Origin of the sequence: Burkholderia sp. SIMBA_062 (assembly GCF_046534765.1) — a bacterium.
GTDB lineage: Bacteria > Pseudomonadota > Gammaproteobacteria > Burkholderiales > Burkholderiaceae > Burkholderia > Burkholderia ambifaria.
This window is the reverse complement of the sequence record NZ_JAWRYD010000018.1, coordinates 99,518-117,655: the sequence shown is the minus strand read 5'-3', so window position 1 is coordinate 117,655 and position 18,138 is coordinate 99,518. Positions and strand designations below refer to the sequence as shown.

General features: G+C 65.3%; 17 protein-coding genes and 1 pseudogene. 10 read left to right on the top strand and 8 right to left on the bottom strand.

Features of this window, described 5'->3' with window-relative positions; all coding sequences use genetic code 11:
- Positions 1-10: 10 nt before the first annotated feature.
- Together SB786_RS20820 and SB786_RS20815 are read right to left on the bottom strand one after the other, a co-directional pair.
- Positions 11-1,801 carry a histidine kinase gene (locus tag SB786_RS20820; protein WP_410729123.1) on the bottom strand — a complete coding sequence of 597 codons (1,791 nt, stop codon included), beginning with the start codon at positions 1,799-1,801 and terminating at the stop codon, positions 11-13.
- Positions 1,802-1,878: 77 nt separating this feature from the next.
- Positions 1,879-3,288, bottom strand: coding sequence for an HD domain-containing phosphohydrolase (locus SB786_RS20815; protein ID WP_410729122.1), 1,410 nt, complete (start codon positions 3,286-3,288; stop codon positions 1,879-1,881).
- A gap of 238 nt (positions 3,289-3,526) precedes the next feature.
- On the opposite strand from SB786_RS20815, the gene SB786_RS20810 reads away from it, so the two are divergent.
- The gene (locus tag SB786_RS20810; RefSeq protein ID WP_410729121.1) at positions 3,527-3,820 is read left to right on the top strand and encodes an antibiotic biosynthesis monooxygenase family protein; all 294 of its coding nucleotides are present in this window, start codon (positions 3,527-3,529) and stop codon (positions 3,818-3,820) included.
- A gap of 103 nt (positions 3,821-3,923) precedes the next feature.
- Entirely contained in the window at positions 3,924-4,658 is a 735-nt protein-coding gene (locus SB786_RS20805; protein WP_410729120.1) for an ABC transporter substrate-binding protein, read from the top strand.
- Positions 4,659-5,000: 342 nt separating this feature from the next.
- On the opposite strand, the gene SB786_RS20800 is transcribed toward SB786_RS20805, so the two are convergent.
- Entirely contained in the window at positions 5,001-5,951 is a 951-nt protein-coding gene (locus SB786_RS20800; RefSeq protein WP_410729119.1) for a LysR substrate-binding domain-containing protein, read from the bottom strand.
- 127 nt (positions 5,952-6,078) lie between these two features.
- Between SB786_RS20800 and SB786_RS20795 the strand changes: the two genes are divergently transcribed.
- The 5 genes from SB786_RS20795 (at position 6,079) to SB786_RS20775 (ending at position 11,895) form a co-directional block, all read left to right on the top strand.
- On the top strand, positions 6,079-6,936 hold the full coding sequence (locus tag SB786_RS20795; protein ID WP_410729118.1) for a MaoC family dehydratase N-terminal domain-containing protein: 858 nt from the start codon (positions 6,079-6,081) through the stop codon (positions 6,934-6,936).
- A gap of 30 nt (positions 6,937-6,966) precedes the next feature.
- Positions 6,967-8,124, top strand: a complete 1,158-nt coding sequence (locus SB786_RS20790) for an acyl-CoA dehydrogenase family protein (protein ID WP_410729117.1) — start codon at positions 6,967-6,969, stop codon at positions 8,122-8,124.
- Positions 8,125-8,138: 14 nt separating this feature from the next.
- On the top strand, positions 8,139-9,317 hold the full coding sequence (locus SB786_RS20785; RefSeq protein WP_410729116.1) for a CaiB/BaiF CoA transferase family protein: 1,179 nt from the start codon (positions 8,139-8,141) through the stop codon (positions 9,315-9,317).
- A 102-nt stretch (positions 9,318-9,419) separates the two neighbouring features.
- Complete coding sequence (locus tag SB786_RS20780; protein WP_410729115.1) at positions 9,420-10,805, top strand: MFS transporter; 1,386 nt, start codon at positions 9,420-9,422, stop codon at positions 10,803-10,805.
- A gap of 157 nt (positions 10,806-10,962) precedes the next feature.
- On the top strand, positions 10,963-11,895 hold the full coding sequence (locus SB786_RS20775) for a hypothetical protein (RefSeq protein WP_410729114.1): 933 nt from the start codon (positions 10,963-10,965) through the stop codon (positions 11,893-11,895).
- Positions 11,896-12,157: 262 nt separating this feature from the next.
- Here SB786_RS20775 and SB786_RS20770 read toward each other — a convergent pair whose 3' ends face one another.
- Positions 12,158-13,603, bottom strand: coding sequence for a DEAD/DEAH box helicase (locus SB786_RS20770; protein WP_410729113.1), 1,446 nt, complete (start codon positions 13,601-13,603; stop codon positions 12,158-12,160).
- Here SB786_RS20770 and SB786_RS20765 point away from each other — a divergent pair.
- Positions 13,602-13,730, top strand: a complete 129-nt coding sequence (locus SB786_RS20765; RefSeq protein ID WP_410729112.1) for a hypothetical protein — start codon at positions 13,602-13,604, stop codon at positions 13,728-13,730. The two genes, SB786_RS20770 and SB786_RS20765, sit on opposite strands and share 2 nt — an antisense overlap.
- A 232-nt stretch (positions 13,731-13,962) precedes the next feature.
- On the opposite strand, the pseudogene SB786_RS20760 reads toward SB786_RS20765, so the two are convergent.
- The 4 genes and pseudogenes from SB786_RS20760 to SB786_RS20745 all read right to left on the bottom strand — a co-directional run.
- Positions 13,963-14,082: pseudogene (locus tag SB786_RS20760) on the bottom strand (IS630 family transposase); the annotation flags it as partial.
- Positions 14,073-14,504 (bottom strand): TA system VapC family ribonuclease toxin, encoded by a 432-nt coding sequence (locus tag SB786_RS20755; RefSeq protein ID WP_410729111.1) that lies wholly within the window; start codon positions 14,502-14,504, stop codon positions 14,073-14,075. The gene SB786_RS20755 and the pseudogene SB786_RS20760, both read right to left, overlap by 10 nt.
- Positions 14,504-14,731, bottom strand: a complete 228-nt coding sequence (locus tag SB786_RS20750) for a CopG family transcriptional regulator (protein ID WP_410729110.1) — start codon at positions 14,729-14,731, stop codon at positions 14,504-14,506. Before SB786_RS20750 ends, SB786_RS20755 begins: the two co-directional genes overlap by 1 nt.
- A gap of 203 nt (positions 14,732-14,934) precedes the next feature.
- Positions 14,935-15,975 (bottom strand): lipase family protein, encoded by a 1,041-nt coding sequence (locus tag SB786_RS20745; protein ID WP_410729109.1) that lies wholly within the window; start codon positions 15,973-15,975, stop codon positions 14,935-14,937.
- A 407-nt stretch (positions 15,976-16,382) separates the two neighbouring features.
- Here SB786_RS20745 and SB786_RS20740 point away from each other — a divergent pair, with 407 nt between their 5' ends.
- Both SB786_RS20740 and SB786_RS20735 read left to right on the top strand, forming a co-directional pair.
- Positions 16,383-17,129 carry an SDR family oxidoreductase gene (locus SB786_RS20740; RefSeq protein ID WP_410729162.1) on the top strand — a complete coding sequence of 249 codons (747 nt, stop codon included), beginning with the start codon at positions 16,383-16,385 and terminating at the stop codon, positions 17,127-17,129.
- A gap of 102 nt (positions 17,130-17,231) precedes the next feature.
- Positions 17,232-18,086 carry a DJ-1/PfpI family protein gene (locus SB786_RS20735; RefSeq protein ID WP_410729108.1) on the top strand — a complete coding sequence of 285 codons (855 nt, stop codon included), beginning with the start codon at positions 17,232-17,234 and terminating at the stop codon, positions 18,084-18,086.
- The last annotated feature ends 52 nt before the right edge of the window (positions 18,087-18,138 follow it).

The following is an 18,138-nucleotide window of genomic DNA, read 5'->3' as shown; positions in this document are numbered from 1 at the left end:
CGCCTCGCGCTCACGCACGCTGCCCGACTGCCGCCGTCTCGCTCGCGCTCATGCTCGCGTCCGCGCTCGCGCCGGCGCGCCGGATCGGCAGTCGAATGCGGAAGGTGGTGCCGCGCCCCGGCTCGCTCGTCACGTCGATTGCGCCGCGGTGGCGCTCGACGATGCCGTGTGACACCGACAAGCCGAGCCCCGTGCCCTGCCCGACCGGCTTCGTCGTGAAGAATGGATCGAAGATCCGCCGAACGATGTCGGGCGTCATGCCGGCGCCGGTGTCGCTGATCGCGATCGACACCTGTTCGTCGTCGCTCGACGTACGGATCGTGATCACGCCGCGCTCGGCAATCGCATGCGCCGCGTTGACGAGCAGGTTCATGAATACCTGGTTCAATTGCGACGGAAGGCATTCGACGGGCGGCACGTCGCCGTACTCGCGCACGACGTCGGCCTTGTACTTGAGTTCGTTGTGGACGACGTTGAGCGTGCTTTCGAGGCCCGCGTGGATGTCGGCCACGCACCATTCGCCGCTGCCCGGCCGCGAGAAATCACGCAGGTCCTGCACGATGCGCCGCACCCGCAGCGCGCCGTCGATCGACTCGTCGATCAGCGTCACGATCTCGTCGCGCACGTAGTCCAGATCGGCGGCACGCCCCATCGCGGCCAGCGCGTCGCGTTGGGCGGGGTCCAGCTGCGGCAGCGCGGCCTCGTGCGCGGCGATCACGTCGAGCAGGCTTCGCACCCATGTCTTCAGCGTGTTGAGGTTCGCGCTGATGAAGCCGACCGGATTGTTGATCTCGTGCGCGACGCCGGCCGCGAGCTGGCCGATCGATGCGAGTTTTTCCGACTGCAGCAACTGCACGTGCGTTTCCTCGAGCGCCCGCAGCAGGCGCCGCTGTTCGTCCTTCTCCTGCTCGAGCCGGATCTGCGCCGCCTTGCGCTCGTCGATCTCGGTCGCCATGTTTTCGCGGGTGCGCTGCAGCATCGCCGTCGTCTGCTCGTAGCGTCGCAACGCCGTTTCGAGTTCCGCGGTCCGCACGCGCACCAGTCGCTCGAGCGTATCCGTCATCCCGCGCAGAAACGTTGTACGCGCATCGAAACGGCACACCAGCAGCGTGACGATCAGCGTCGCCATCGTGAACAGCGCGATCGTCGTCGCAAGCCACGGCCCATCGATCCCGTTCGCCGCGCCGCATCGCGCATCCGGCGCGAAATGCGCGGCCGCCATCGCCGTGTAGTGCATGCCCGTGATGGCGATGCCCATGATCAGCGCCGCACCGATGCGCAGCGCGGTCGCATGGCGCGCCTGTTGTACGCGCAGCGCCTGCGCCATCCATAGCGCGGCCGTCGACGCGATCACCGCGACGCCGATCGACGCCGCGAACAGCACGGGATCGTAGCGAATGCCGGGCGCCATGCGCATCGCGGCCATCCCCGTGTAATGCATCCCGACGATCCCGGCGCCCATCAGCGCGCCGCCCGCGAGCAGGCGCCGGCGGCTCAACCGCGCACGCGTGACGACGTTCAGCGCGAAATACGACACGAGCACCGCGATGGCCAGCGACGCGCCGGTATCCGGCAGCGCGTAGCCGAGCGGGATCGGCAGCGACAGCGCCAGCATGCCGACGAAATGCATCGACCAGATGCCGGTGCCCATCGCGGCCGCGCCGCCGCCAAGCCATGCGCGCTTGAGCTTCGGGTTGTCGAGCAGCGAAATGAATGCGGCGAGGTCGAGCGCCGTATAGGAGGCCAGCGTCGCGATGACGAGCGACAGCAGGACAAGCAGCGGATTGTAGGTGCCATACATGATCGAACCCCGGTCGAGAGGAACGCGTTGCCGCGGCGCACGGGTAATCGTGCGCCGCGGCCGTGCGGTGCGCGACGTCAGGCCGGCGGCGCGGCGTCGGCCGGCGCCTGCTTCGACGCGGCGGTGCCCGTCAACACGAGAATGTCGAACGGTGTCCCTTCGCGAGCCTCGAAGCGACGCACGAGCTCGATCTGGTGCGTCGACATCACGCTGCCCTTCGTCATCAGCAGCACGCCGCGATGCGTGCGCAGATCGTCGGCGAGCTGCATCCCTTCGCGCAGCTGCGCGGACGGGATCTCCGCGACGGACGTCGCGATGCCGAGGCTCGCCGGATGCCGCATTAGTTCGATGAAGCGCGCGACGAGCAGCGGGTCGTAACGCACGCCGGCCTGCGAGTGCAGCACGTCGATCGCCTGCTCGACCGAGTGCGGCGCACCGATCTCGCCGTTGCGCAGCCCTTCGAAGTCGCGCGCGATCGCGACGATCCGCGAACCGAGCGGAATCGCGTCGCCCGTCAGGCCGTCCGGTGTGCCGCGCCCGTTGTATCGCTCGTACTGGTGCAGCACGATCGACGCGACCTTGTGCAATTGCGCGACCGGCGTGAGCACCATCTGCGCGCGCAGCGGATGCTGCTGGAACAGGCTGTGTTCGTCCGTCGTCATCTTCACGAGCGGCTTATGCAGCAGTTCGTCGGGCAGCGACAGCTTGCCGATCCCATGCAGCAGTCCCGCGAAATAGACGTCCTGCGCGTGCAGGTTGCTCATCCCGGCCGACAGCGCGAGATGCCGCGCGATCTCGCCGACGCGCATCGCATGCCCGCCGGCGGTCCCGCAGCGCAGTTCGATCATGCTCGCGCACACCTGGACCATCGCGGTGAAACTGCTTTTCAGGTCGGCCTGCGCCGCTTCGAGAAACATCACGGTTTGCGCGAGCTCCTCGGTGCGCGCGCGCACCTGCGTTTCGAGTTCCGTATTGAAGCGGCGCAGCGTTTCGTTCTGCGCTTCGGTCAGTGCGGCCAGCCGCGCGGCTTCGGCCCGCAAGCGCCGCTGCTCGAGCGCCTGCTCGAGCGTCATCAGCAGATCGTGGTCGTCCCACGGCTTGTTCAGATAGCGGTACACGCCGCCTTCGTTGACGGCCTCCACGATCGACGCGATGTCGGAATAGCCGGTCAGCAGGATACGCATCGTGTCCGGGTACAACGAGCGGGCGCGCGACAGAAACGCCGCGCCGCTCATGTTCGGCATGCGCATGTCGGACACGATCAGGTCGACTTCGGTCGACGCGAGGATCTCGAGCGCCGCTTCGCCGCTGTCGGCCGTCAGGACGCCGTAGCGCGCGGGCCGCAACACGCGCTTGAGCGCGGACAGCACGCTCGGTTCATCGTCGACCAGCAGGATCGACGCAGCGGCGGCGGTGTCGCCGGATGCGGCTTCGGCGATCGTTTCGGGTAGTGCATCGTTCGCTCCGTTCATCGCGGATGTCGTCATAATTGGCCTCGGATCAATTGTCTTCACTACCTCTGTGACATCGGCCTGTGCGGCCGCTTCCACATCGGGGAAAACGCTGATCCCGTGCACGGAGGGATCGCCCGTGCCAGGGCGGCTCGTTCGCCAAAACCGCATCCAGCCCTCGCGATGCCGACTTCCGGTATCGTTGCCGGATGCGCGGTGCGCGGCGCGCGTCGCATCCGATCAGTTCGCATCTTTCAACCCGTATGGAGCATTCATGATTCTGGAAATGGCATCGCTCGAAATCGACCCGTCGCGGGCCGAGCCATTCGAAGCGGCGGTTCGCCAGGCACTCCCGCTGTTCGCGCGTGCGCGCGGCTGCGGCGGCGCCGAGCTGCACCGCGTGATCGAGCGCAGCGGCGGCTACCTGCTCGTCGTCAAGTGGGACACCGTGGACGATCACATGGTGCATTTCCGGCAATCGGACGACTTCCAGGCGTGGCGGCAGTTGGCCGGGCCGTTCTTCAAGAGCCCGCCGCACGTCGTGCACACGGAAGTGGCGGTCAAGTAATCGCACACCTGCTGCATACGCTCGATGCGCGCTCGCGCATCGGTGCCATTCTCGAACCCCGAGCGCCCGTGCGACCGGCGCATCCGATTCCCGCGAGGCTTTCATGACCGTCGACCCTTCCGTCCTCTCCGCGTTCACGCCGACCGGCAAGCTGCGCGCGTCGATCAATCTCGGCAACCCGATCCTCGCGAATCGCGACGCGGCAACCGGCGAGCCATTCGGCGTATCGATCGACCTCGCGCGCGCGTTCGCCGAGCGGCTGTCGGCCGAGCTCGAACTCGTGGTGTTCGACACCGCCGGCAAGTCGGTGCAGGCACTGACCGACGAGCGCGCCGATTTCGGCTTCTTCGCGGTCGATCCGCTGCGCGGAGAAACGGTCGCGTTCACCGCGCCCTACGTGCTGATCGAAGGCTTCTATCTCGTGCGCGACGATTCGCCGATCCGCGGCAATGCGGACGTCGACCAGCCGCACAACCGCGTGGCGGTCGGCAACGGCAGCGCGTACGACCTGTTCCTCACGCGCGAGCTGAAAGCCGCGCAGATCGTGCGCGCGCCGACGTCGCGGGACGTCGTGCCGACCTTCGTCGAACAGCAGCTCGAAGTCGCGGCGGGCGTGAAGCAGCAACTCGAAGCCGATGCGGCGAAGACGCCAGGCCTGCGCCTGCTCGACGAGCGCTTCATGGTGATCCGCCAGGCAATGGGCGTACCGAAGAGCCGCGGCGAGGCGGCCGCTGCGTTGCTCCGCGCGTTCGTCGAGGAGATGAAGGCGTCGGGCTTCGTCGCGGATGCGTTGAAGCGCCACGGGATCACGGGCGCGTCGGTCGCGCCGCTGGCGTGATGGACGCGACCATGGCGCGGGTGTCTCACCGTACATCGGCGCCGTCCATCGCAAGCATCACGCGGACCTGGTCGGTATTGGCTCGCCGCCACTGCATCGGCGACATCTCGTACCGTCCGCGAAACGCGCGGCTGAACGCCGCCTCGGAAGGTTAGCCGTCGCGGTTCGCGATATCGGCTACCGGCGCGCGGCTGTAGCGCGACAGCTCCGCCGCCCGATCCAGACGCCAGGTCGTCAGATAGCTCAACGGTGCCTGGCCGACAACACGCTGGCATCGATCCGCGAACGCCGAGCGGACAAGTTGCGCATGCGCCCGCGAACCAAGCCCGCGCACCCCACCCGTCACGACGGCGTGGCATCGCTCGCGCGCAGCGTGATGCCCGTCCACGCGCCGCTTGCGGCCAGTTCGCCGATCAGCTCGACGATCGCGTGCCGCACGGCCAGCGCGGCGGAATTGACGGGGGACGTGTTCGACCAGCACAGGCTCGCGGGCCGGCGAATCTCCGGTTCGACGATCCGGCGCATCTTCGGCCGGCTGGACGGCTCGCGCGACGCCAGCGCGGACGCGGGCAGGATCGTGCACGCGAGGCCCGCGTGCGCGAGCGATATCATCGTCGGCAGCGAATCGATATCCGCGACGATGTTCAGCGGCACCTCTTCGCGCGCGAACGTGCGCTCGAGCAACAGGCGCAGCCCGTTCTCCACGCCCGGCGCGACGAGCGGCACGCCGGCGAGCGACGCGAGGGGACAGGTTCGCGCGCGCGACGGCACCGCGCCGCCCGGCTCGCCGAGCAGATACAGCACCTCGTCGAACAGCGGCATCGCGGTAATGCCGGTGGTGTTCGACTCGCGGAACAGGATCGCGAGGTCGAGCCGCCCGTTCGCCAGCAGCTCGTTGATGAAGCCGCTCATGGTCTCGATGTACTGCAGCCGGATGCCCGGATAACGCGCGCGGATCCGTTCGAACAGCGGCACCGCGAGGATCGACGTCATGGTGGTAGGAAACCCCACCGCGACCGTGCCCGACTCGCTGCCCGCGCCTTCCCGCACTTCCTGGCGCAGTTGCTCCATCTGCCGCAGCACGAGCCGCGCATGGCGGTACAGCGCCTGCCCGGCCGCCGTCGGCTTCACGCCCTGCGGGCTGCGCACCAGCAGCGCGACGCCGAGGTCGCCTTCGAGCTTCGCGATCTGCTGGCTCAGCGACGGCTGCGCGACGAAGAGTTTTTCGGCCGCTTTCCCGAGGCTCCCGTATTCCACGATGCTGACGAAGTAGCGGAGCTGGCGGATGTCCATGGCGGTTCGGTCGACGTGAAAGTCATAGGATACCCCTATGACCGGCACATCCAAACGGTATTTCCGCCGCGCCCGCGCTTCACCTACAGTCACTTCATGCCAAGTCAGAAGCGCCGGCCGCCCGGCGATGGAGGTGACAGTGAAGGCTCCCCGGTCGAATGCCAGTGACGATGTCCAGCAGGTCGCGACCGACCTGATCAGCGCCGAACGTGCGGTCGCACTCGCGGCCACGCTCGACCACCCGATCGTTCCCGCCGCCGGCGATGCGTTGCCGCCCGCGTGGCACTGGCTGTATTTCTGGTCGATCGCGCAGCAGGCCGAGCTCGGCCCCGACGGCCATCCGCGCAAGGGCGGCTTCCTGCCGGACCTCGGGCTGCCGCGCCGCATGTGGGCCGGCGGCCGGCTGACGTTCGAACTCCCGCTGCCGATCGGCGCGATCGCGACGCGCACCTCGCGTGTACTGTCGATCGAGCGCAAGGAAGGCCGCAGCGGCACGCTCGGCTTCGTGACCGTCGAGCACGTGATCGAATCCGCGGGCGAAGTCGCGATCCGCGAGGAACACGACATCGTCTATCGCGGCGCGCCCGCGCCCGGCGCCGCCGCCCCCCCGCCGAAGGCCGCGCCCGACCTTGCGCAATGGCGGCGCGACATCACGCCGGACGAAGTGATGCTGTTCCGCTATTCCGCGCTGACCTTCAACGGCCATCGCATTCATTACGACCGCACCTACGTGCGCGACGTCGAAGGCTATCCGGATCTCGTCGTGCACGGCCCGCTGATCTCGACGCTGCTGCTCGACCTCGTCACGCGCTCGCTGCCCGGCGCGACGATCGGCGAATACGCGTATCGCGCGGTGCGGCCGACCTTTCTCGGCCACCCCTTCAGCGTGTGCGGCCGCCTCGCCGACGATGGCAAGACCGTCGAGCTGTGGGCGAACGACCACGACGGCTGGCTGACCATGTCCGCGAGCGCGACCCTCGCCTGACCCATTCCGACGCTTTCCCCGATACGACCCATGAACCCTACCGATGCGTACCAAGACATTCGCGAAGCCGTTCGCGACCTGTGCGGCGAGTTTCCCGCTGAATATTTCCGCAAGATCGACGAAGCGCGCGGCTATCCCGAAGCGTTCGTCGATGCGCTGACGAAAGCCGGCTGGCTCGCCGCGCTGATTCCGCAGGAATACGGCGGCTCCGGCCTCGGCCTGACCGAGGCGTCGGTGATCATGGAGGAAATCAACCGCGCGGGCGGCAACTCCGGCGCGTGCCACGGCCAGATGTACAACATGGGCACGCTGCTGCGCCACGGTTCGGCCGAACAGAAGCAGCGCTATCTGCCGAAGATCGCGAGCGGCGAGCTGCGCCTGCAGTCGATGGGCGTGACCGAGCCGACCACCGGCACCGACACCACCAGGATCAAGACGACCGCCGTGCGCAAGGGCGACCGCTACGTGATCAACGGCCAGAAGGTGTGGATCTCGCGCGTGCAGCACTCCGACCTGATGATCCTGCTCGCGCGCACGACGCCGCTGTCGGACGTGCAGAAGAAATCGGAGGGGATGTCGATCTTCATCGTCGATCTGCATCACGCGATCGGCAACGGGATGACCGTGCGCCCGATTCCGAACATGGTCAACCACGAGACGAACGAGCTGTTCTTCGACAACCTCGACATCCCCGTCGAGAACCTGATCGGCGACGAAGGCCAGGGCTTCAGGTACATCCTCGACGGGCTCAATGCCGAGCGCGCGCTGATCGCCGCCGAATGCATCGGCGACGGCTACTGGTTCGTCGACAAGGTGTCGCAGTACGTGAAGGATCGCGTCGTGTTCGGCCGCCCGATCGGCCAGAACCAGGGCGTGCAGTTTCCGATCGCCCGCGCGTTCATCAACGTCGAGGCCGCGAGCCTGATGCGCTTCGAGGCCGCGCGCCGGTTCGACGCGCACGAACCGTGCGGCGCGCAGGCGAACATGGCGAAGCTGCTCGCGGCCGACGCGTCGTGGGAAGCCGCGAACGCGTGCCTGCAGTTCCATGGCGGCTTCGGCTTCGCGTGCGAATACGACGTCGAGCGCAAGTTCCGCGAAACGCGCCTGTACCAGGTCGCGCCGATCTCGACGAACCTGATCCTGTCGTATGTCGCGGAGCACATCCTCGGCCTGCCGCGGTCGTTTTGACGGGAGTGACGAGCATGCGTCCACTGGAAGGAATCAAGGTCGTCACGTTCGAGCATGCGATCGCCGCGCCGTTCTGCACGCGTCAGCTCGCGGATCTCGGCGCGCGCGTGATCAAGGTCGAACGGCCGGGCGTCGGCGATTTCGCGCGCGGCTACGACGAACGCGTGTCGGGCCTCGCGTCGCACTTCGTGTGGACCAACCGCTCGAAGGAAAGCATCACGCTCGACGTCAAGCAGCCCGCCGCGCTCGACGTCGTGCACAAGCTGTTCGCGGATGCCGACGTGTTCGTGCAGAACCTCGCCCCCGGCGCGACGCAGCGCCTGGGGCTCGACTATCACACGCTGCGCGAGCGCTATCCGCGGCTGATCGTCTGCGACATCTCCGGCTATGGGCTCGACGGGCCGTTTCGCGACAAGAAGGCGTACGACCTGCTGATCCAGAGTGAATCCGGATTCCTGAGCATTACCGGTTCCGACGGCGAGCCGGCCAAGGCCGGCTGCTCGATCGCCGATATCGCGGCGGGCATGTATGCGTATACGAACATCCTCGCCGCGCTGATCGAGCGCGGCCGCACCGGATGCGGCCGGCACATCGACGTGTCGATGCTCGAAAGCATGGTCGAGTGGATGAGCTATCCGCTCTACTACGCGATCGACGGCCAGCCGCCGCCGCGGCAAGCCGGCGCGTCGCACGCGACGATCTTTCCGTACGGTCCGTTCAAGGCCGGTGACGGCCACACCGTGATGCTGGGCCTGCAGAACGAGCGCGAATGGAAACGCTTCTGCGAGACCGTGCTCCGCATGCCCGAGCTCGCGGCCGACGAGCGCTTCGGGTCGAACAGCCGCCGCGTCGCGAATCGTGACGACCTGGTATCCGTCATCGTCCGCGCGTTCTCGACGCTGACCGCCGCCGACGTGATCGACCGGCTCGAGCAGGCCGGCATCGCGAACGCGCGGATGAACGACATGCATCGCGTGTGGACACATGAACAGCTCGCCGCCCGACACCGCTGGACGCGGGTCGACACGCCCGCCGGCGAGGTCCCCGCGCTGCTGCCGCCCGGCATCGCGCCGAGCGACGAGCCGCGCATGGATCCCGTGCCGGCGCTCGGACAGCATACCGACGCCGTATTGCGCGAGCTCGGCTATGCCGATGAACAGATTCACACGTTGCATGCATCCGGCGCCGTCTGACCGGGCCTTTCCGCGCTGATCGCGGCGCGCCCCTCATCCCACTATCGAAGCGTCTCCGCGTCTGGTCAGCAGACGCGAGAGCGCCACACATCTGGAGACATCATGGCGAACACCGTCAATGCCGCCGGCCGGCTCGACCGGCTGCCTGTTTCAAGGTTCCACTGGAAGATCCTCGGGCTGATCGCCGGCGGCGCGTTCCTCGACGCGTTCGATATCTATCTCGCCAACGGCTCGGTCGCGTCGATGGTCAAGGACGGCTTCACCGATCTGCGGCATGGCGCGATGTTCGTGTCGTCGACGTTCGTCGGGATGATGATCGGCGCGTTCGTCGCGGGGTATGTCGGTGACCGGCTCGGGCGGCGGTATTCGTATCAGCTCAATCTCGCGGTGTTCGGGCTCGCGTCGATCGCCGCGTGTTTTGCGCCTGACATCGAGTGGTTGATCGTGCTGCGGTTCATCATGGGGATCGGGCTCGGGGCGGAACTGGTCGTCGCGGCCGGGACGCTCGCCGAGTTCGTGCCGCCCGACACGCGCGGGAAGTGGGTGTCGCTGCTTGCGATCATTACCAACAGCGGGCTGTTCGCCGCGCTGGCCGCGGGGTACTGGATCATTCCGCATCTCGGCTGGCGCTATATGTTCGCGCTGGCCGGTATCGGCGCGCTGGTCGTGTGGTTCATGCGCAAGCGGATGCCGGAATCGCCGCGCTGGCTCGAATCCGTCGGGCGGCTCGACGAGGCGGAGGCGACGCTTGCCGCGATCGAGCAGGAGGTGAGCAAGCAGGTCGGGACGCTGCCGCCGGTGCGGCGCACCATTGATCTGCACGTCGGGAAGGTGCCGCTCGGCGTGCTGTTTTCGAAGGGGATGCGTGGGCGTATGGCGGTCGCCGCGTTGACCGCGATCGGCGTGAACGTCGGACTCTATGGCTTCATTGCATGGCTGCCGACGTTTTTCGTCACGCAGGGGTTGTCGGTCGTCAAGTCGCTCGGGTTCGTGTTCCTGATGTCGATCGGATCGCCGGTCGGCGGGTTGATCGGGTATCTGATCGCGGACCGGATCGGCCGTGCGAGGGGGATCGTGATCGCTTCGCTTCTGAGCATCGCGCTGGGCTGGGTGTACGTGTCGCTGCGCGATACCACGGCGATCATTCTGGTCGGGTTCTGTCTCGTCAGTGCGATCTATACGATCACGACGCTTGGGTTGTTTGGCTATATTCCGGAGCTGTTTCCGACCGAGGTGCGGCTGCGTGGCACGGGGGTCGCGGGGATGTGCGGGCGGATGTCGTCGATCGGGACGCCGGCGCTGGCGCTCGCGCTTTATCAGGCGTTCGGCGTGTCAGGCGTGATCGCGATGGTCAGCGCGACACTCGGCGTGCTGTGTGTCGCGATCGGGTTGCTGCGGGTCGAAACGGGGCGGCAGGCGCTGGAGGAAGTCGCACCGGGGACGAGCGACGCGGATGGCGCGGCGGTCGCGCCGCGGGTGATCGGCTGAAATCCTAATGCCATCTCCACGACGCGCGCCATAGTATTAGCAGGAATCGGTCGGCGTCGATAGCCGCTTGCGCGCCGCGCGGGCAAGCCGCGACCGCGATCGAGGTGTAGAGGTGCGATGGGCCGCCCATCGGAGTGTCGTCAGCCGGAGCACGTTGATGAGCAAGCGTGACCGAAACCCAGCCAGCGCGGCGGTACGCAGAAACGCGTGCACGTTGACCGTTCTGGCGGCATGTTGCCTGGCGTGCGTAGGGCTGTCGGCTCAACCCTCCGACGACGCCGCCACCTTGCGCGCCCAATACCAGAATCTGAAACCGCAACTCGACCGCAACGCGTTTCATCGGCGGCTGTATCTTGATTCGCAGGAATCGTTCTCCACGGCCACGGGCGAAATATATGCCGAAGTGGACTACCCGTTCGCGACCGTCAGCGACGTCCTGGATTACCGGTCGCACGGCCTGGCGAACTGGTGCGAGCTGTTGATCCTGCATCCGAATGTCAAGTACTGCCGTGCCTCCGGCACCAATAGCGACAACACGCTGACCCTGAATATCAGCAAACGGGAAGCCGCCGCGGAACTCCAGGCCACTTACCGCCTGTATTTCCGTTACGACGCGGCGGCCCGGGCCCCGGGATACTTCAAGGTCAAACTTCACGCCGACAGCGGACCGTTGAACACCCGGGATTATCAGATTGTCCTGGAAGCGGTGCAGCTCGGTGGCGACCGCACGTTCCTGCATCTGACCTATGCATTCAGCTACGGCCTGGTCGGGCACCTTGCGATGAAAAGCTTTCTGGCGACGTTTGACCGCGGCAAGGTCGGCTTCACCAACGTCGCAAGTCCGTCCGCGGCACAGGCGGAATACGTCGATGGGGTGCGAGGCCTCGTGGAGCGCAACACCATGCGCTACTACCTGGCCATCGATGCCTATCTCGCCGCACTATTGAGCCCGCCCGACAAGCAGCTGGAGCAACGCCTGAGCACGTGGTTCAGCTCCAGCGAGCAATATGCGCGGCAGCTACATGAAATCGACCGGCAGCAGTACATGCGGATGAAACAGGACGAATACCGCCGCCAGCAGACGGAATAGCAGGCGGCGAACGCCAGCGGACAACCGGAACGTTCGCGACGAGCCGAGCGGATGACGGCCTTCCTGTGAAAAGCGGGCACATCGCCGTGACGCTCGCTACGTACGATTTCGACGTCCGTTCGGCCACCAGGTTGTTAGCGATCCTGGATTCAGTGCGCCCTTGCCCGCCGACCTGATGTGCGGCAAAGCCGCGCCACCCGCCTGCGGGCCTCAAATCGCCCGTCCTTTCAAGGGCTGGCGTCAGTCGCCCAGCGGATCAGCGTTAGCGTTTACCGCGACCACCCGCAGGCTTCCCAGCCGGCTTACGCGCTCCCGCAACTGCCTTGCCGGCGGGTTTGCCTTTGCCGCGCGGCTTTTGCACGCTGAACGGGCTACCGTTCAACACGCTTGCGCCCTTGCCCGCGCCCCCGGCACCCTGCCCCGCAGCCTTACGCTTGCCGTCACCGCCTTGCGGCCGCGGCTTTTTCCCCGCCACCGGCATGGCGGCCGCGCCACTTTGCGGCACTTTAGGCTTCTTCGGCTTTTTAGGCTTCTTAACGATCTGCCCCGTCGCGCTGGTTTCCGGCACGCGGTGTTCCGCTTCAAACCCCGGCTCCTCTTCACGGCGCAGCGTCTGCCCGATCAGCGCCTCGATCGCGGCCAGTTGCGGGGCTTCATCCGCACACACGAGCGACACCGCCACGCCACTGGCGCCCGCGCGCCCGGTACGCCCGATCCGGTGCACATAATCCTGCGCCACGATCGGCAGATCGACGTTGATCACGAGCGGCAAGTCATCGATATCCAGCCCGCGCGCAGCCACATCGGTGGCGACCAGCATCTGCACTTCGCCCGTCTTGAAGCGTTCGAGCGCACGCAGCCGCGCGGGTTGCGGTTTGTCGCCGTGGATCGTGTCGACCGCATAGCCCGCCTCGTCCAGCATGGCCGCCAGATACTCCACGCCATTGCGGGTCTTGACGAACACCAGCGCGTGGTCCCAGTTGTTCTCGGCCACCAGGTGCATGAACAGGTCCGGCTTGTTCCGCTTGTCGACCGTCACGACCCACTGCTTGATCTTGCTGGCCGTGACATTGGGCGGGCTGACGCTGATATTGACCGGGCTGCGCAGAATGCTCGCCGCCATCGCGCGGATATCGTCCGTAAACGTCGCGGAGAACAGCAGGGTCTGGCGCTGAACGGGCAGCGCGGCAAAGACCGCATTGAGTTCGCGCGCGAAGCCCAGATCGAGCATGCGGTCGGCCTCGTCCAGCACCAGCGTTTCGACCTGATCGAACTGCACGGCATTCTGGCGGTTGAGGTCCAGCAGACGGCCCGGCGTGGCAACCAGCACGTCGACGCCTTTGCGCAACTTCATCATCTGCGGGTTGATGCTCACGCCGCCGTAGGCGGCCAGAAATCGCAAGTCGAGGCCCTTACCGTAAGCGACAAAGCTTTGCAGCACCTGCTCGGCCAGTTCACGCGTCGGCACCAGCACCAGAACCCGCGCCCGGTTGCTCGACACGGCCGGCCCCTGCTGCACGAGCCGCTGCAACAGCGGCAGCGCGAAACCCGCCGTCTTGCCCGTGCCGGTCTGCGCGCCAGCCATGACGTCCTTGCCGCCGAGCACCGCGGGAATCGCCTTGACCTGCACCGGCGTAGGTGTCTGGTAATTGAGGTCCTGCAGATTACGCAGCAAGGGGTCAATCAGACCGAGCGAGGCAAAAGACATGGACGTGTTCCGGGCTAAAACCGCAATTCTAGCGGTTGGCGCGCTGACCGGCTTCCTGTTGAGCGCGGATGCGAGCGCGTTCACCGGGCAGCAGATCGTCATGTGTGGCGGTGCGTCGTCGCTTTAACGCGAACGGATGGAGCTGGCGTCGCCGATCCTGGTTCGATACGACGCGCGAGGCTTGACGAGAGATCGCCATTTCGCACCGACGCGCACCTTCATCACGCCGGCACCGGCCTTCCCTCACGCGAAGCTCGCGGACCCTGCTACTGCCGATGCCCCGACAGAAAGCGGAGGAGCTCGCATTGCAGCTGCGCATGGGCCGCGGCTCGACGCACGGGCTGGCTGTTTTGCTCCAGCTAGTATCCTGTTCCGCCGATTCGCGAACCCAGTCGATATCGCTTTTCGAGGATGAAGTTGGCTGACGCGGTCCAGGCGAACGGCTTGCAGTTTTCGTTGTAGTGGGAGGTCAGGAAATCAGTTCAAGATGCTTGGCACCGTGCGGCACAGCGTCGACAACCAGGCGCCGATCGAAGGTCGCCAGCTTGCCCTTGTGCGCGCGAGCCAGTGCGAGCAGGTATGTATCGGTCAGTTGCGCGGACGACAGCAAGCGAGTGGCGTCGACGTGCTTTTCGTCCAGCAAGGTCACATCGTCCGGCCAGAAATTATGCCCGGCGTGGGACCGAAGTTGCACGACGAGCGAGGCAACGGAGGCCGGCGATCCCATCGTGTTCGGGTATTTCGGATTGCCGATAATCCGAAGCACGCCATTCTCGGTCACCGGGCAGGTAGACCACGCAGAATGACCTGCCCGGCCAAACCATGCATGAGCGGGCTCGTGCTGAACATGCGCAGGATCCAACAACGCAATGAGAACGTTGACGTCGAGCAGGTAGATCATCAAAGTGAATCGTCGCGAAGTTGATTAACCACATCGAGCGTGACCGGACGAGCCGTCGCGGAGGTCGGCATCAGCGGAAGCCCGTTGCGACTCGCCTGGTTGGTCGTCGTGCGCTGCAATGCTGCGCGGGCGAGCTCGGAAATAACCTTGCCGATACTCGTGCCGGGCTTCGCGCGCTCCCGTGCGAAGGCGAGGACGTCGTCATCGATGTCGATAGTAGTGCGCATGTGACCCTCCCGTTAAGCATCAAACATCACCCATTATACTCCGACGACATCAAGCATCAAGCATCGCGCATCAATGTTGTGGTAGACGCGCCGACGGCGACTCCGGCCATTGCGGCCACGCAGAAACCGACCATGAAAAAACCCGCCGAAGCGGGTTTTCACACTGCGTGCCAATGTTCTTACGGGTTTCGCTTCGCACTGCTTCACACGGGCGTTTTACCGACCTTGGGGTTGACCTGTGCCGGCGGGGGGATGTCGATGTCGCTGCGGGCCATACCCAGGCAGGCAATGTATCCGTCGATATGCTGATAGCCAACCTGCGCCTGGAAATCCAGAATGGCTTTATTGACGTCGGCGTCGAGCTGGTACTCCATCGCCGTCGCCACGGGCCCTGATGGATCTGACGTTCCCCATTGCTTGTACTTCAGCGACGCTGTAGCAACGCTGAGCAGATCGACCGCAATCTTCACGTTCTCAGGGGTGTCATGGTGAGGAACGTCGCTGTAGACCTTTTTCACCTCCTGGAGGCTGTCCGCATTCCATGCCATCGGCACGATATCCCGCGTCGTGAATATGCGTACCGCATTGCCTCGCATCTGCTCGTCGAAATAGCCGGCGAACACATCGTTGCCTGCCGTCGGCGCGGCAAACGTCTGGCAGTGGTACGTCAGAGACTGCAAGCCGCTCTGATTCTTCAGGTACAACACGATCGCGGATGCCAGCGCTCCTCCAAGGCTATGCCCGACAACGTTAACTACCGATGACGGTGGCACGGTGCTCAGGAATTGGACCAGCGTCTGATGACTTTCATCCGGCGTCTTCAGTACCTGGTACAACGCTCCGTTCGTACCCGCCGATATGCGTGCGTCCGACGGGCAGTTCGGCACATACGCGCTGAACGGCTCGAGGGTGTCATAGGAAAAATCGCTCAGAACATCAAGCGGGGACGCGAAATTGGTGCCGCTCGTCACCACCGTATATTCGTCGGTACCGGCCAATTGCACGACGACGGTGACATTGGCAGCTTCGCCATTCGGATCCAATACGATCGCCGGCCCCCAGGCAATTTCGAACCGATCGTTCCGGGTCATCTTCGATCCGTTCAGGCGATCCACGATGATTTTTTTGACCTGCGACGCAGTCGGATGCTTGATTTGCGTCCCGGCCCTGTCGGTTGCTGCGTTGTTGAGAACATAGGCCAACGTGAGATTGGCCTGCATTTGCTCGAGTCTGCTGGATGTCATGGTTCGCCTCGTCGTCGCGCTGCGGAAGGTCGTCATTGCGAACAAGCCGATTCGCGGCCGCTTGCGCCGATGCGGGTCGGAATCGGACGCGCAACGCGCGATACCTTGATTGCACGGAACGCAAGCGGGCAGGCTCGCAATGAGCACGCAAATCATGGCGCACGCGGTACGGCGGAACAACCTGTCGAGATTGGCAGGTACCGTCGGCCTGTCACGGCCGCGCGGGACGACTCGCGCTTCCGGGTGACGTGCGGATTGTATGGCGCTTTTTGAGGGTTATACGACCTTTGCGCCATGCGCGTCACATTCCATACTTCGCATCGAAGATCACGCCGGGAAACGCGCACGAACGCGATTGCGTTTCGAGCGTTCGCCCGGATCAATCACGACATGGAAAGGAATGGAACATGAGGCTCAAGAACAAGTCCGCGTTGATCACGGGCGGAACCAGCGGCATCGGTCTTGCAACCGCGAAGCTGTTCATTGCGGAAGGCGCGCGAGTAGCGGTTACGGGTCGCGACGATTCCGTATTCGAGCGGGTGAAGGCCGAGCTTGGCGAGCACGCGCTCGTTCTCAAGGGCGACGTGCGTTCGATCCAGGACATGCGAGCGATTGCTGCCGACGTACAAGAGCAATTCGGCGGGCTGGATGTCGTGTTCGCCAACGCCGGCTGGGCTTTCCCGTCCGCGGTCGACGACATCGACGACAAACTCTACGACGAGATCATGGACGTCAACGTCAAGGGCGTGGTGTTCACGCTTCAAGCGGCGCTGCCGTACCTGCGGGAATGTTCCTCAGTGATCCTCAACACGTCGTTCGTTGCGCAGACCGGCAAGCACGGCATCTCGTTGACCGCCGCTGCGAAGGCCGCCGTGCGATCGCTCGCCCGCAGCTGGTCCTACGAGTTTCTCGACCGGAAAATCCGCTTCAACGCGATCGCGCCCGGCGTGATGAACACGCCGTTGATCACCAGATGGGGCATGTCCGACGAATGGGTTCGCGACCGTCGCGCCGAGTTCGCCGCGACGATTCCGGTGGGCCAGTTGGGCAAGGCCGAGGACATTGCCTACGCGGCCCTCTATCTCGCCAGCGACGAATCCTCCTACGTCGTCGGCACCGAACTGGTCGTCGATGGCGGTGCGTCGCAGCTTTAAGCCTGCGGTTCACGTCCGCCACGCGGTTCGTCGTGGCGCTTATTCAAACCGGCCGAGCCCGGTGGCAGTCGCCGAGCGGCCGAAGTGTAAGGAGAATTCATCTTGACCGACAGTAGCGATAACAATACTTTCGTAAAGCCACTCACCCGAGCAGGCCGCTCGCGCCGCGATGTGCTCAAGCTTGGAAGCGCCGCCACCCTCGGCGCCGTCCTGGGCGGCAGCGCGTTGCTCGGGCATGCCACGACCGTTCCCGCACCAGCAGGCAGCGAGGGATTGCTTGCCCCAACTGCGCCCCTCAACATTCTGATCGTCAATTACGACGGCGGTACGCTTCTCGACTTCGCCGGCCCCAGCGAGATTTTCCACCGGCTACCCAATACGAACGTTCGCTACGCGAGCCTCGATGGAGGCAACGTGACGCTCGAATTTGGCGTCGTGTATGGCAACACCGAACGACTGGCCGATATCGAGCGGACCGATGTGATCCTGGTCCCCGGCGGGTCCGATCTGTCGGCGCCGATGCGACCGGCGTATCAGGCGCAGATCCGGCGTCTGGCGGAGAGCGCCAAGCACGTTACGTCGGTATGCAACGGATCGCTCGTGCTCGCCGCAACCGGCGTGCTCAACGGCAAGCGAAGCGCCTGCCACTGGGCCTTCGTCAACAAGCTGTCCGAATATGGCGCGATTCCCGTGCCCGAGCGCTTCGTCGAAGACGACAACGGCCGGTTCATGAGCGGCGGCGGCGTGACGGCAGGCATCGACTTCGCCCTTCGCGTGGCAGCGAAACTGCGCGGTCGACAGGCCGCCGAATTCACGCAACTCGCGATCGAATACGACCCCGCTCCGCCGTTCCACTCCGGTCATCCAAGGGACGCACGGCCCGAAGTCATCGCGATGGTCGACAAGAAGCTGCCCGGCGCATCCAGGGGGCTCGCACGAATCCCCGGCGTTCGCTGAAACGCTTGTCTGCAACAGGGGCAGGCCGCGGCCCCTGCCCGCTCCACCGGCC

What these genes read in the sequence shown, in the direction of transcription:
- SB786_RS20750 (WP_410729110.1), bottom strand. Translation starts at nt 14,731, where the DNA reads ATGCGCACTACTATCGACATCGATGACGACGTCCTCGCCTTCGCACGG.
- SB786_RS20820 (WP_410729123.1), bottom strand. Translation starts at nt 1,801, where the DNA reads ATGTATGGCACCTACAATCCGCTGCTTGTCCTGCTGTCGCTCGTCATC.
- SB786_RS20815 (WP_410729122.1), bottom strand. Translation starts at nt 3,288, where the DNA reads ATGACGACATCCGCGATGAACGGAGCGAACGATGCACTACCCGAAACG.
- SB786_RS20795 (WP_410729118.1), top strand. Translation starts at nt 6,079, where the DNA reads ATGGAGGTGACAGTGAAGGCTCCCCGGTCGAATGCCAGTGACGATGTC.
- SB786_RS20765 (WP_410729112.1), top strand. Translation starts at nt 13,602, where the DNA reads ATGGACGTGTTCCGGGCTAAAACCGCAATTCTAGCGGTTGGCGCGCTG.
- SB786_RS20740 (WP_410729162.1), top strand. Translation starts at nt 16,383, where the DNA reads ATGAGGCTCAAGAACAAGTCCGCGTTGATCACGGGCGGAACCAGCGGC.
- SB786_RS20780 (WP_410729115.1), top strand. Translation starts at nt 9,420, where the DNA reads ATGGCGAACACCGTCAATGCCGCCGGCCGGCTCGACCGGCTGCCTGTT.
- SB786_RS20770 (WP_410729113.1), bottom strand. Translation starts at nt 13,603, where the DNA reads ATGTCTTTTGCCTCGCTCGGTCTGATTGACCCCTTGCTGCGTAATCTG.
- SB786_RS20775 (WP_410729114.1), top strand. Translation starts at nt 10,963, where the DNA reads ATGAGCAAGCGTGACCGAAACCCAGCCAGCGCGGCGGTACGCAGAAAC.
- SB786_RS20785 (WP_410729116.1), top strand. Translation starts at nt 8,139, where the DNA reads ATGCGTCCACTGGAAGGAATCAAGGTCGTCACGTTCGAGCATGCGATC.
- SB786_RS20805 (WP_410729120.1), top strand. Translation starts at nt 3,924, where the DNA reads ATGACCGTCGACCCTTCCGTCCTCTCCGCGTTCACGCCGACCGGCAAG.
- SB786_RS20790 (WP_410729117.1), top strand. Translation starts at nt 6,967, where the DNA reads ATGAACCCTACCGATGCGTACCAAGACATTCGCGAAGCCGTTCGCGAC.
- SB786_RS20810 (WP_410729121.1), top strand. Translation starts at nt 3,527, where the DNA reads ATGATTCTGGAAATGGCATCGCTCGAAATCGACCCGTCGCGGGCCGAG.
- SB786_RS20800 (WP_410729119.1), bottom strand. Translation starts at nt 5,951, where the DNA reads ATGGACATCCGCCAGCTCCGCTACTTCGTCAGCATCGTGGAATACGGG.
- SB786_RS20755 (WP_410729111.1), bottom strand. Translation starts at nt 14,504, where the DNA reads ATGATCTACCTGCTCGACGTCAACGTTCTCATTGCGTTGTTGGATCCT.
- SB786_RS20745 (WP_410729109.1), bottom strand. Translation starts at nt 15,975, where the DNA reads ATGACATCCAGCAGACTCGAGCAAATGCAGGCCAATCTCACGTTGGCC.